This window comes from Prevotella sp. TCVGH (assembly GCF_023522295.1).
GTDB lineage: Bacteria > Bacteroidota > Bacteroidia > Bacteroidales > Bacteroidaceae > Prevotella > Prevotella timonensis.
On sequence record NZ_QFFX01000039.1, the window covers coordinates 1 to 14,048 of the forward strand.

Consider the following 14,048-nt stretch of genomic DNA (forward strand, 5'->3'; position numbering starts at 1 on the left):
GACACGGGTAAAATACCCTTCTCCATCATTGGGCATAAATGCTATTATAAGGAGAGCGACATCGCAGAGTTACTGAATGCAAACAATGAATGAAATCAAACACAGAATGAACTATGGAAGAGAAAGAAATCATTACACAGCAAGACCCTCAAATGCAGATGTTTGCACAGTTGATGGAGGGTACTTTGAAGAAACTGGAGCGTTATTGTTCTACAGCCCGTCCGATGTTAGGCGGAGAGGTTTACCTTACAGGCGAGGAGGTTTGCAGCCAATTACGGCTCAGCACACGCACGCTCCAAGAGTACAGAAACTTAGGAACGCTTCCTTTCTACAAAATCGGAGGGAAGATACTCTACAAGCAGAGCGACATACAAACAATGCTTGAAAGGTATTATAATCCAATACCGCAAACAGGTAAGTTATGAGTTAAGTTAAGAAATCAGTCGCGACTTAAGTCAAATGGTCAGTTATGACTTTGGTCAAAAAATTAGTTTCGACCTAAGTCAAAATTAACTTTAGTAAAAAATATGTCAGCTCATAAAGTCAGTAAGTCAAGAAATTAGTCTAAACTTATCTCTTGACTTACTTTTTGAACTTTGAACTCTCGTCTATCAAAAGCACCCCAGAAAGGTTACTTTATGGAACATAACAAACTATCTCTTTCTTTATACTGGCAAGGTGTGTCTTTGTCCGACAAACTCCGTTTCTGCCGACAAAGACCCTTGCCCCGAAAGGGGATTAAATCACTCCAAAGTCGTAATTTAGATAAGGATAAAAACAATGAACGAAAAGATAGAACGATGGGACAGATGGGATACCCGTCTTCCCAACCTCAAAGACCAGCAACGGGCAATTGATTTGTTTCATAAATCAGGTGCGGAAACCAAGTCGGATTTCGTGCGTGGTCGCATTCTTGGGGAGAGTTTCAAGGTGATTACGGTGGATAAATCCGCCGTGGAATACTACCGTAAACTCTCCGAAATGACGGCACAAATCCATAAAATTGGTGTGCTCTATAACCAAACCGTGCGTGCCATTAACAGCTATCATTCGGTCAAGACCGCACAGATTCTGCTTGAAAAGTTGGAGAAACTCTCGGCTCAAATCATTGCCTTGCAAGAACAGGCTATCCGTCTGGCCATAGACTATCGCAAGAAATGATAGCGAAGATTTCAAGTACGGAAAACCTTGGAGGAGCACTCGGCTACAACTTCAAAAAGGCGGCTAATATTGGATGCTTACGTTATAAGTGAATTTATGAGAGGAAGAGAAGGTTTTGCAGAGGTCTCGGTGTGAAAGACGGCTAATATTGGATGGTTACTTTTGACGGTAATGGCATCGGAAGACCTGACCAACTGGGCAAGCCATGCAGGTGATGGATGGAAACTATACGGATGCGATGCATGCTAAACTGTCCGGCACGGGCTGGCAGTATGTGCCCGGCAACGACAGCATACCGTTGACACAGGAGAAACAATAATTGAATTCCAAACTTTATTCGTATTATATAGTGAACGTCCTAAAAGAAATAACACCCATAGGCGGTTGATTTCCGTCTATGGGTGTTGTTTCGTATGTACGCTCGGCATGAGCATTATCTAACGGGTGGAAGTCCCGAGTAAGCCCTAATAGCGGGAATTACATAGCCAAAAGCAAGGGTGTTCATCGTGAGATGAAATCTGAAGGAAGCTGGCGGCAAACATCTGACCTAACGAACAGAAACTTCATATAAGGCATATAACCATGGATAAGATTGCATAACAAATCAAAGTCCTATAGCTATTCGGAATGGTTGGTGTAAATGAAGTAGGTATAAGATGGAAAGATAATGTTCTTATCCGAGGAGGTCTCACGGACGTTTCAAATAGTTGTTTTTACGAAAGAAGCGGAGTAAAGCTTGCCGTGAGAAGTCAGCAGACGCCATAGTAGTGGAGTACTCGATAACGCTCCATGAAGGGCTGAACCTATATATTAAATGATAGTAACTGAAACATACCTTATGAAGGCAAGAATGCAGAAAACATTATCCCAAGTTAATGGCTGTCCCCAAAGAGATAGGTCGCAAACCGAATGGTATGGGGGAGTGCAGACCTTCATGTGGATGTGTGAAGACAACATCGTGGAAGTACCATTTGACAAGGAACACCTCCTCGAGCAAATCCTTAGCCCTGCAAATCTTAATCGAGCCTACAAGGCAGTGATGAGAAACAAGGGATGTGGTGGTATCGATAAGATGTCGTGTGAGCAGCTGCTCCCATGGCTCTTGACCAATAAGGATGAACTCATGAGTTCCTTGCTGGACGGCTCTTACTGTCCGAACCCAGTCAAGAGGGTAGAAATACCCAAAGACAACGGCAAGATGCGCCTTTTGGGCATACCTACAGTGGTAGACCGCTTGGTGCAACAAGCCATTAACCAAGTACTGACTCCTATTTATGAGAACCAATTCTGTAAGACAAGCTACGGCTTCCGTCCGAGAAGAGGCTGCCATGACGCACTTCGTGGAGCGCAAAAGATAATCAATGAAGGCTACATTTATGTAGTTGACCTTTACATTGAACGCTTCTTCGACACTGTTAGCCATAGCAAACTCATAGAAATTCTCAGCCGTACGATAAAAGACGGTAGAGTGGTCAGTCTTATACACAAGTATCTCCGAAGTGGTGTGATGAACAAAGGCTTGTTTGAAGCGAGCGAGGAAGGAACTCCCCAAGGAGGACCGCTAAGCCCATTGTTGAGTAATATTATGCTCAATGAACTGGACAAAGAGCTCGAACGCAGAGGACTCCCCTTTGTGCGCTATGCCGACGACTCGATGATATTCTGCAAGTCCAAAAGAGCTGCAATGCGAGTAAAGGAGTCTGTAACCCGATTTATAGAGAATGTTCTATATCTCAAAGTCAACAAGGAAAAGACCGTAGTGTCGTATGTGCGCGGGGTGAAATACCTTGGCTATTCCTTTTATGTAATGAACGGCAAATGCCAACTCACGGTACATCCCAAGTCCAAAGCCAAGATGAAGTCAAAGCTAAAAGAATTGACGAGTCGCAGCAATGGATGGGGATACGCCAAGAGGAAGCAAAAGCTGAAAGAATACATAAGAGGTTGGGTCGGTTATTATCACCTTGCCAATATGAAACGTCTCATGCTTGAAACAGACGAATGGTTAAGACGTAGAATACGCATGTGTATATGGAAAGCTTGGAAGAAAACCAAGACAAAAGTGGCAAACCTCATCAGATGTGGTATTGATAAATACAAAGCATACGAATGGGGTAATACTCGCAAGGGTTATTGGCGAATAGCTGATAGTCCTATTTTAACAAGGGCGATAGATAACAATAGACTACGCTCAGCTGGGTATGCAACTTTAATGGGGGCGTATCTCGAATGGCACCCAAAATAGGAACCGCCGTATGCGGAACCGCATGTACGGTGGTGTGAGAGGTCGGTGAACACGAAAGTAGGAGATAAACACCTATGATTAGTGTTTACCTCCTACTCGATTACTGACATTAATATCAACAGAAACTGTGTTTATTTACAGAGTCCACATTTTGAATTAGCAAGAAGTGCTTTTCCCACTGATCTACCATGCTACTCGAGTTAAACGTCCTTCTACTGGAGGTTCACCATACAGTCCTCTCTGAGAATTAATTTGGTTTTGTAATTGCAATCTTTCTTCCTCTGTCAACAACTTTCCATATTGGTTATAAACATTTTTATCTAGTTCCGTATAGTTGTCCTTGCGAGCAATATATGGAAGATAATGAGAGTTCAAAAATAGCTTATCTTGTGTTGACAGAGTATAGTTAATCGCTATATCAAGCCCAGTCTTAGTTGTTATTGTATTGGAACCGTTCTTTGAAAAGTCCTTAGATGAAGCTAATGTGATGGACGAGGTATCAAAGTTTCCCATAGTAGTATAATTACTTTTTATCTTGTCGAACGCAGACTTACAATTATCTTTTACATTCTCGAGATAAATCTTGACATAATTATCACGATCTGGCCTCTGTTGTTCGTTAAACATACCTGCAGCATTGCAGAAAGCGTGCAAGAAAAAGCGTTTAATCTCATTTGCATCTGCATTTTCAAGCCATGTAGGTACATTGATATATTGTTCACCGCCAACGAGACCATAACTTCCACTACCTTCTCTTCCTGCATCCATACGAACCGCTATGTTTGGTAGTTTTATATGGTATGGCTCAAAAAACTCTTGATCCTCAATAGAATTATAGAAACGCACATTTGTTTGCTCCTCTATTTCATCAATAGCAAGAATTGCACCGTCCTTTATCTTCATCGGCAGCTTTAGCATTTTTACCCTGAGCATGGTCCAATATTGCGCAGGATAAGAGCCCCATATCCCCATAGCTTTTGTTGACGCTGAGACACGGGGGTCGTCAAACACTCCCCAACATGCAGAGATACTAGGAGCAATGATGGATGACCAAGCATCCTTCTGAGGAATCTCTCCATAGGGAGAACCTGTACTCGCCAATAATACTTGCTGTTCTTGACTTAGAGTAGCTACATAAGCTACGTGTTCAACACTTTGAGATTCAACAGTGGGCGTTGCTTCCTCGTTTGAACACGAAGTAATCATTACTCCAGACAATGCTGTCATAATAATGATGATGGCAACATTGATTCGATTGTTTGTACGCATAGTTTTAAATTTATTTATTGTTGTTCATTTGCTCTACATTATGAAGAGCATTATTATACAGTTCAGACGAAATACCCAAAATCTCAGCATCATCTTTTGTAAGGTCAAGATAATATCGACCATTTGCAAAATGAACAAGATTATTCAGCATATTCCCTTTATCTATTTGACTCCGATATATGCTAATACTATCAAGCGGAGATAATCTACTGTCAATGGAAACACCTCTGTCATTGACATTAGGGTAAATATCATCATAACAAGATGTGAAGGAAATTGTCATCATTACCGCCAATAAAAAGAAAATAGATTTTTTCATTGCAATGTTATATTATGAGAGGTTAGAACATCTGAGAAATGAGCCTTCACTGTGTATGAAATTGACAATTTTCCTTGTGAATCAAGATATATATTGCCTTCGAGCTTGTTAGATTGCCTATCATATCTATCAAAGGTCACGTAGCCATCAATTGACGTTGTAAGTAGGTAATATTTACTATAATCAAAAAAAGCAGCAATTCCATTTATTCTTTCTCCGCTATTATTGACCTGACCCAAGAAATGCATGAGATGATAGTCGGTTGTTCTGTCTTCATCGTATTTCTCGTTTTTGGTTAAGAGATATTCCTTATTTAGTACAGGAAAGTTTTCATTTTGGGGAATAATGAAGGCTCCTACTAATAAAACTTTATTGGTATCATTCCTCAAAGCAAATTGAAATGCAAAGATACTATCATTGACCACTCCCAACCTGTTAGAATTCGGCATAAGAGTGAGTGTGGGTTGGACAGGTAGAAATGCGTCCTGCAAGGAAAAATAATCTCTATAGTTGTCACCATTGATATTAGCTTGACAATAGACAGTCAATGCCCCATCTTTGTCTTGTTTACAACTTGCAAAAATGCTTAATGACAAGACTGCGAATATAATTTTAATCGTAGACATATTCAATGCTTATTTTAATGAAACTGTTACTGGGATAAATTGTATAAACTTGTCTTCGGGATTTAGCAACGCTATTGTATAAAGACAACTTTTCCCTATTGGAGTATTACTTGTTATAAAATTCATTTCCTCTTGTGGCAGAATGTCTTTAATAGACATTTCTCCACGGGAAACTGGTATTGTATAAGTACTACTAAAGGGACTGTAAACAGTTGCTTTTGTAGAAGTCCATATGGCACTTTGATATTGATCTGGTAACGAAGCATCTCGAGTTAAGTAGATTTTTCCATATTTATAAGAATATGGTGTCCCATCATCTTTATACAGTTTTTGTGCTTTATCCATTAACAATCTATTATTAGAAGCATAAAACACATTCTTAGCTTCACACTTGATATTTTGAATAGGAGACTCATTACCGTTAAGGTCAACGACTTTAAGGTAGACTACGGCATTCTTACCATCTAATGGTACAAACACCGAAGGACTGTTGGTGTCTATCCAATATATATTTTGATTAGGAAACTTTACGCCCCATCTAAATGTTAATATCTCGTTTATTTTATCAATATCATTCTTGTATAATTCACCAAATGATTTTGCTTCTACCAAAAAGCCATTTGGTTCGTGACTTGAAGAGAGAATATAATTTGGCATTCCAACATAGACAGCTTTACTATAAGTGATGCCATTATATCTACATGAAATATAAAAAACGCCATTCTTCAATACAGTCAAGACACCATTCTGATCAATGGTTCCTATAGAGGGGTCTGTAACAGACCATGAAACACCATCAGATATGCCTTTTAGCGTGTATTTGGCACCACTATAACCGAATGAGGGACCATCAATGACTTGCGTAATCTGTGACAATATCCAATTTTGAGCTTCTTTTGAGAAAACCATATGCTGTTTGAATGCTTCATTTGACTCCATGAACACATTGCCACCAAAAGCACTTTCTGAAGGACTGGGCATTTTCATAAAAGACTGAGTAGAAGTCGGATTTCTATGAGCCAATGCACTAGATGCAGGAATGAATGGAATTTTTCCAGATACACCATAAGCAGCATAAGCATAGCCTATATAAGGCACAAAGCCACCAACAATGTCACCCTTACTAGTAGAGAGGTAGTTTACAACAGAAGAAGGATATGTATCATACAAAAAATTACTATTATAGTATCCTTCGTATTTGAATACACTTTTCGTAATAGGTATAGTCCACAGGAAATCTTTTTCAAAAGATATTTTTATATTATTAACCCTTTGACCCACAGATGTTCCAGGTAGACATTCAAAAGTTAAATCGGCTGATGTTCTGCCAGGAAGTGCTGTTATTAATCCTAAGATTATATCTTCAAAACTAACGCCTAATGCAATCCCTGTAATAGGTGTAAATGCATCAACCCATGAAAAAGATCCTACATCGCCATTTGCGCTAATATAGCTTTTGGGCACATAGGCTGTGTTATAATCACTATTTGAAATACCAAGCATTTGGAATTGTTTCCCTCTGTCTCCATTTGGGAACCCAAGCTTATCTAATTCCTCCTGCCATTGAATGTGCAAGGAGTTGTTTAGATGTCCTGCAGCATCTATACTATTACAGAGCATCTGTTGAGCTGCTGTAGAAAAAGCCATTTTTTCTCCTAAACTCAACATATCGGAAACATCTACAAACTTGTTTATGAGTTTGTCAATAAGTTTTTTGTCATGTAAAAATTTCCTTATACCATAAAAACCATGTAAAAGTCCCATTGGGACATTTGCACCTAAATGTGGAGAATCATAGCTTACATATGTTCCAACATTGTGTTTCTCACTTTTATTCTCCATGGTTTTAAGTGCATATCTGGCTACTAATCCACCCATACTATGACCTACTAAAAGAGTAGGACTACTATTCTCATCAGACATATTATTTATTGTCTCAATTACCTTGATTAAAGTATAGGCATTTGCTTGGATATATTGTTCTGGGGTATTCCAATCTACATAAATAAAGTCGTAATCGTTATTCTTAACGAAATCATTCCAATCTTTATAGTATGCAGAAACGTATGAAAGACGATTTACCGTATTATTCCTTAACCGCGGGTCAAATCCCTCGACAAAAATAAAAGGCTTAGATATTTTTCCATTCCATCTTTTAGATGGAATTATAGTTACGTCTGCCTTTGTTGAAATTCCTCTATAAGCATCGCCCATTATAGAAAGTTGCATTGGTTGCGTGTATAGTGAAGCTCTAGTTTTGTTCAGATTATTGTCAACAATTACATCCAACCAGGTTGTACTTATACTTGCGTTTCCATCGGAAGCGATAATTTTGATTCTTATTTTATGACGTCCATTTTGTAATTTGGCATTAGCACTAGAATTATACACATCAATAAAACCTTTACCATAATCTACTTCAACTCTTCTAATGCCTGTATTTGTAAGAGCCAAATCTTTGTGATAGTAAAAGGTTATATTATTTGTGTTGCATACATTTTGTAGAATACTTCCTGCGGTTACATTCTTTACCTGAAAAGCTTTGGGATTATTACATTTTACAATTCCATTTGTATAAGTTATACTCCCATCCTTTAAAGCATTAGCTTTTATTTGGGCATAATCATAAGACAATGCACAGATGTTAATCCGCCCATCTTGAGAAGATTTGATTCTATTTTTGTATATTTTATCATACGTTTCAAAGGGATTTCCATATAAGTATGCCGACCTCAATGTTTCTACCAACCCCACATAAGTTTTCAAATCGCACTCTTGTTCAACGTCCTTACCATTAGTGGGACTGAATTTTGACAAACTTTCATACTCTTCTGCATAGTCCAATAAAAAACCCGTCGGTACAATCTTCCTATCGAGCTTACCAAACATCTGATCCAATTGCACTCTAAGGTCAGAGGGATTGCCTTTATTTACAAGACTTTGAGCCCACAAGATAGGAATGTTTAAGAGAATTAGGTAAATGAATGCACAAAAACGAACCCTGATAAGCTTTCGCTCATCATTCAATGACAAATGCTTGTTTACGTGTTTCATATAAAAGTTAACTTTGTGGTTTCTAGTATGTACAAACTTAGTATTTCAAATTGAACCTGCAAACTTTTTGTTGTATATTTATTAATATTTAACGATTCGTATGGCTATTGCTGAATAGTTACATATGGAAATGACAGGAAGAACAAGTGAAGAGAAAGTTGATATGGTATGAAATGTAAGAAACCAACAAAAATAAATGTCTGATTTTCATTGGATGGCACTGTCATATTTATTACCTTTGAAGCTGTAATACAAGGTTCTTTGAAACATTGCAGAATAAAGAAAGGGAAAGAAACTCGCTCGTTTCCAAGTCGTAACCCTTTTACCCTTTATTCATTCTTATTTTATTGGTTATCTGAAAGATACAAATTTATTGAATCTTTTGCGGGCATAGTCAGTTGCAATGAGCATCTTTGCCTTTTCCTCACTCTCACTCAGTGGTGCACGTCCCAAGAGTCTAGCATTGCCCGTCTTGGCGAACTCCATCAGTTTGCCGATAAATTCTTCCTGCTCTGGCGTGGGCGGTATGTTGTGCAGTATCTCGTTTTTCTCGGGACGGTCGATACCGATGTCCTTGGCCGTGCGGAAATCGCAAATCTCCGCATAAAAGTAATAGAAGCGAATGTAATCGGCTGATTACAAAAGGAAAGCATAAATAAGAATAATAAAAGGTGAACGACTTGGAAACGAGCGAGTTTCTTTCTCCTTCTTTCTTTTGCAATGCCTCAAAGAACTCTTTATTCTTGTTTGCAAAGATATAAATTTTTCACAAGAAGATATACGGATTTCAAGAAATTCATAGAAAACTTCACTATATGAAATTGGAAAAATTGGAAAAATTATGAAAATCAGAGAAAAAAGATGCTGAACAATTTGTTGTAAACAATTTGGTTTTATATATTTTCGTCATATTTTCCTGTAATATAAGAAAGATTTTTTGAAGACTTACCTGAGGATCTATTTGAAAGTCTAAAATAAAGACACTAAACACAATAGCTTATGAGAAACTATTACCTATCCTTATGTCTATTCCTGCTATCTTTCCCGCTATATGTGGAAGCCCAGTCGCCAGGTGGCGTTGACGGTGCGGAGCTCTGGCACATGACGGTACCCATGAACACGGATTTAACTGGCAATTACTTCTGGAGGGACTATGCCGGGGATACCGTGCGTTCACGAATCTTGGACAAACAGAGCGGTCGATATGGAAAGGAATTTATACAGTCCCAGCAGCATGTGCGCACGTTTAACTTCCGCCCTGCCCTTAACCTCTCCCAAGTAAATGCTCCCAAGGTTTCCCTGATGAAATACAGTTCATTGGGTCAGGCGACCGTTATCGGACTCTTTTGTCACAAACCTGCGGATGCCAAAAAGGATGCCGTGCTGTATACGTTGAGTGGTCGTCCCGGTAGCGGTGTCCTAATGTCCAAGGACAAAGCTGTTGGTGTCAGTGGCACGAGTACGTTGGATTACGGCAAAGAATACGGACAAGATCTTCTTTACGGTAGTGTGGACACCACAGCCACGGAAACATTTGAGGAAAGTGCCCTCAGGATAGTATCCTATATCAAAGCTAACAAGGCCGTGCGTTCTGTATGGGGTGAGAAATGTGGAGGTTTCTATTCTGTTGGTTCCACCTGTAACGGTCAGGATGTCAATCTCAAAAATGCTTTCAGCACCACCGATATTGGAAATAATATCTTTGATGGCTACAGCCCCGAAGCTATCGTATTCTCTCGCCATCTCACCAATACTGAGCGGCTTAGAATTGAAAGTTACCTTGGTTTAAAGTACGGCGTCACGCTGAAAGGTTCCTACCTTGATCCACGTGGCAATCTCATTTGGGATGCATCAGCTAATGCTGCATACCATCACCGCGTAACGGGCATCGCTCGTGAGGATGTTGAGTTGCTTTTCCAGCCCGTGTCAACGACCTCTTATGAGGAAACACCTCTGTATTCTTCCCTCCATGATACTTATTACAAGTCCAAGCCCTATAACCTTTCCTCCGAATCCCGCTTATTAGTTATCGGGCAGGAACATGGCAGTCCCATTCCGGACGGGTCCTATATGATTTGGCGTGACAATGGGGTTAACACCGCCATCGGCATACCTGAGAAATATTCCTCTTGGCATGTCATGAACCGAAAGTGGCTCACATCCACCAATATACACGAAACGGCTGACACGACGGCCGTATGGGGTGGCAGTGGGTTTTACTTTGAGCGCGACGGACATTTCACCTCGCTCCTACAAAATGACAAGGACATGACAGCCGTAGCATACAGCAAGCCCCTTGTCGGGACAGACGGAAGCATTTCCATGCTTTGCCCTTTCAGTCCTTTTGATGTGGGCTTCACGGACGAAGCGAAGAGCATCACGGTATACGGCTATCGCATAAGAGACGGAAAAGTATATTCCATCATCAAAGGCATTCCACAGACAGAAGCCCTATGTGCCATCAACGTAGGAGAAAGAATGATTATCCGCAAGACAGGCAATGCGCTCCATCTCATCATATCAGCCGAAGGCGATGTGAAGTATACTGTGGATATTCCTGAAAACGAAGTTAAGCGAATTGCTTTCATCCGTCCCATTGACAATGCCTATCGTCTGGAAATCAGAGACGTTCTCGCCAGTGGATTCGGTGTGACAGGTAATGTTATTGAGCTCGCCACGAATTTACTGAAAGATAAGCAGTTCGTTAAAAACGCATCCAATGCCCTTTTGCTGATTGATGGCACGGGAAAGTGCGAATGGGATCCCGAGACGGTACGTGTTTATCGTTGCAGTGAACAGGATGCCAAGAGAGGTAAGTTTATCTTCCATAACGTATTCTTTGACACTGACGGTAACGGCAGTGATGTATTTACCTTCGGCTATCATGATGGCGTCTTCGCTCGTTTGACGCCAAAGCCAGCCAGCTGCATAGATAGTAAGCCACAGGCAGACGGCAGTATTGATGTGAAAGTTCTCTTCGGCAATCCATCCTATCGCTATGAGGTACGTGCTGAATCTGTTTCAGGTCTAGTTACAGACTCCCTTGTGCAATCGGGCTTGATGACTACTGATCACGCTACCATCAAAAAACTTCTTCCCGGTATCTACCACGTTGATGTCATTCAGACAGGAGGTACCGTGCTCACAGCCAACATGTCTGAAAATAAAGGAGAGTCATATGCTAACTCCCCCGGTAAGTTTCCTGAATCCACTTTCTCGTGGAGTGTCAGCGACATGACATCCGTCTATCATGCAGGTATGAGTTCAGTCATCAGGCTGGGCGGGCTTCCCGACTTCGGTTTCTCTGTGAACGGTTCCACAGTTACGGTCATTGTTAAAGGAAAAGTGGACGAACAAAAGCAGTTTACCGTTGCCAAAGGCGACGTACTGTCCCTAACATACAGTGGCAAGTACTTGGATTACCGTATCAACGGCAAGAGCGTCAATCAGTACAAAGGTTTACTTCTTTCCAGTTGGCATTTCAGTTCTATATTCACGAAACGCCATTCTTCTTTGAGTAATCTCCTGGTCAACGACCAGCCGTGTCCAATACTGACGAAATCTTCGGATGTTTCTGTTGAAACTATTCTGCGCAGCTTATATGACAAGAAGGTAACTATCACCAGTGAGTGCGGAGGTTCGGTTGAATCCCAGCCGATGAAAAGAAGCAGCTGCGAAGATGGGATCGCTATTTCTGACGACAGCGCATTCAAGGTGACTGATAACGGTAATCATTCTTTTACTGCAAAACTTTCCATGAGTAGTTCTCATTCGGGCACATATATCACCTGTCCATTATCTAATTCGTAGGCTATTCCTATTTTTTTCCCTCTGGAACCATCGGCATTACTTTTATCGTTGGACGGTGTATAACGCTCTATTTTTTTACCTTTTTTGGTAATAATCTCCATATTTTCCTTACCTGGATTTTTTACCATCGTAAAATCCTGACTGCTGAACATCTCTGGCATCTTGTACCGTGTTACCAATGCCACCATGAGAGCCACGGCAAAGACCATAGACACGTCAAACAGATTGCCCACCACACTCATGGGATTAAAATCTTCATCGTTTGAAGATGATGCATAACGGCGACGTCTTCTCATACCCTCTCCTTGTTTTCTAAGATTAAATCTGCCAAGAACTCTAATTGCGTGCGCTGCTGCATGAACCAACGCCGCTTAACCTGCATTGTTATCATGCCTACGCCAGCCGAGAATAATCCTACGACGGTTGTGGCAAAAGCCACTTGCATATTGTACGCCATAGAAGCAATGTCGCCTGTTGACAATCCCACAAGAGCAGGTCCCATGGGAATAAGCGTTCCCATAAGTCCCAACTGTGGGCCTAATTTAGCCAACAAGGCAGGCGCGCCTATCTCTTTATTATAATCTATTTCAAATTGTGAAAGCAACCTCTCAATGTGTTGCTCGCTTCCTTTCGTATCTAATATGCGATGCGCGTAAACCAAAAGAGGCGACGTTCTTTGCGTAGGCAGCTGCTCTTTGAGACTGGGCAATCCATCGACGGTAAGAGTGTCGAAATGCTTTTCAATGACACGCACCGTATGTCGCATGCCAAGATACTGTCCGAAGAATGTCCCTAACAAAAGTAATGCTCGGATAAAGAGCAACAATAAAATTACGATGACAGGAATTAAAAGTCCTGTGGTAATCCAAAAAAGAAAATCTGAAATATAAGTCATATTTGTTTTTATTTAGTTTTCAATCAAGATGTTTTTACAATCATGTATTTATCAATGTCCTATTTTATTTTAATGTAACGTATCAATGCCCCTAAGAAAACGCCCAGTGCAAGCAACAAAGTCACTCCAGCCGTAGCGAACCAATTAACTGGCGAATTGCTATTTTGTGGCGTTGATACCCGAACCGTTGCCACGACAGCAATCATTGCCACGATTAAATTTGAAAGGAAAAGCATTTCTAAGCGTACGTCTCTATCGCCTAAAAGTCTTCGCAACAGAAAAGTGAGCAATGGTATGGATACGACAAATACTGCCGCCAATACATATGCTATGAGTGAGAACGAAAGGCCGGGCAAGCCAAAGATGCACTCAACCAGCATGGCAAAAACAACAGGAAAGATTGCAAAGCCTGGCCACCATTGTAATATAGCGTAATATATTTTTTGACGAAACGTAGCAGCCTGTGGCATCTTTGTCTTTTCCCGCGCTGCAACCATACAAAAAAGCAATTGGACAATAATGTCTACTGAGAGAATGACAGCCATATTTTGCATAATCGGCTCAGAAGCTAACCATTCGGCTATATGCGTACGCGATTGGTTAATGGCGATTTTCCATGTACTTATCGTAAACACTGCTATGAGCATAGTGTATACTGCAATTCCTTTC

At 40.6% G+C, this 14,048-nt stretch carries 11 protein-coding genes and 2 pseudogenes; 5 read left to right on the plus strand and 8 right to left on the minus strand.

Annotated features, from left to right (window positions below; genetic code table 11):
• The 4 genes and pseudogenes from DEM91_RS08245 to ltrA all read left to right on the plus strand — a co-directional run.
• Positions 1 to 93 (plus strand): annotated as a pseudogene (locus DEM91_RS08245) (helix-turn-helix domain-containing protein); the annotation flags it as partial.
• Positions 94 to 113: 20 nt separating this feature from the next.
• Entirely contained in the window at positions 114 to 425 is a 312-nt protein-coding gene (locus DEM91_RS08250; protein ID WP_249858582.1) for a helix-turn-helix domain-containing protein, read from the plus strand.
• A 355-nt stretch (positions 426 to 780) separates the two neighbouring features.
• On the plus strand, positions 781 to 1,161 hold the full coding sequence (locus DEM91_RS08255; protein ID WP_249858583.1) for a hypothetical protein: 381 nt from the start codon (positions 781 to 783) through the stop codon (positions 1,159 to 1,161).
• 838 nt (positions 1,162 to 1,999) lie between these two features.
• On the plus strand, positions 2,000 to 3,406 hold the full coding sequence (gene ltrA, locus DEM91_RS08260; RefSeq protein WP_249858584.1) for a group II intron reverse transcriptase/maturase: 1,407 nt from the start codon (positions 2,000 to 2,002) through the stop codon (positions 3,404 to 3,406).
• 183 nt (positions 3,407 to 3,589) lie between these two features.
• Here the strand turns inward: ltrA and DEM91_RS08265 are convergent, their stop codons facing one another.
• From DEM91_RS08265 to DEM91_RS12615, 5 genes and pseudogenes are all read right to left on the minus strand, one after another.
• Positions 3,590 to 4,675, minus strand: coding sequence for a M12 family metallopeptidase (locus DEM91_RS08265; protein ID WP_249858585.1), 1,086 nt, complete (start codon positions 4,673 to 4,675; stop codon positions 3,590 to 3,592).
• Between the two features lie 10 nt (positions 4,676 to 4,685).
• The gene (locus DEM91_RS08270) at positions 4,686 to 4,994 is read right to left on the minus strand and encodes a hypothetical protein (protein WP_249858586.1); all 309 of its coding nucleotides are present in this window, start codon (positions 4,992 to 4,994) and stop codon (positions 4,686 to 4,688) included.
• Positions 4,991 to 5,620 (minus strand): hypothetical protein, encoded by a 630-nt coding sequence (locus DEM91_RS08275; protein WP_004348469.1) that lies wholly within the window; start codon positions 5,618 to 5,620, stop codon positions 4,991 to 4,993. The genes DEM91_RS08270 and DEM91_RS08275 overlap by 4 nt, the downstream gene beginning before the upstream one ends.
• A 9-nt stretch (positions 5,621 to 5,629) precedes the next feature.
• Positions 5,630 to 8,674, minus strand: a complete 3,045-nt coding sequence (locus tag DEM91_RS08280; RefSeq protein ID WP_249858587.1) for an esterase/lipase family protein — start codon at positions 8,672 to 8,674, stop codon at positions 5,630 to 5,632.
• A gap of 351 nt (positions 8,675 to 9,025) precedes the next feature.
• Positions 9,026 to 9,283: pseudogene (locus DEM91_RS12615) on the minus strand (helicase); the annotation flags it as partial.
• 390 nt (positions 9,284 to 9,673) lie between these two features.
• On the opposite strand from DEM91_RS12615, the gene DEM91_RS08285 reads away from it, so the two are divergent.
• On the plus strand, positions 9,674 to 12,484 hold the full coding sequence (locus tag DEM91_RS08285) for a hypothetical protein (protein ID WP_156433371.1): 2,811 nt from the start codon (positions 9,674 to 9,676) through the stop codon (positions 12,482 to 12,484).
• Here the strand turns inward: DEM91_RS08285 and DEM91_RS08290 are convergent.
• From DEM91_RS08290 to DEM91_RS08300, 3 genes are read right to left on the minus strand one after another with little or no spacing between them, the layout of a single operon-like run.
• Positions 12,442 to 12,780, minus strand: coding sequence for a DUF2149 domain-containing protein (locus tag DEM91_RS08290; protein WP_025072679.1), 339 nt, complete (start codon positions 12,778 to 12,780; stop codon positions 12,442 to 12,444). The two genes, DEM91_RS08285 and DEM91_RS08290, sit on opposite strands and share 43 nt — an antisense overlap.
• Positions 12,777 to 13,379, minus strand: a complete 603-nt coding sequence (locus tag DEM91_RS08295; protein ID WP_249858588.1) for a MotA/TolQ/ExbB proton channel family protein — start codon at positions 13,377 to 13,379, stop codon at positions 12,777 to 12,779. Before DEM91_RS08295 ends, DEM91_RS08290 begins: the two co-directional genes overlap by 4 nt.
• Before the next feature lie 59 nt (positions 13,380 to 13,438).
• Positions 13,439 to 14,026 (minus strand): hypothetical protein, encoded by a 588-nt coding sequence (locus tag DEM91_RS08300; protein WP_249858589.1) that lies wholly within the window; start codon positions 14,024 to 14,026, stop codon positions 13,439 to 13,441.
• Between the last annotated feature and the right edge of the window lie 22 nt (positions 14,027 to 14,048).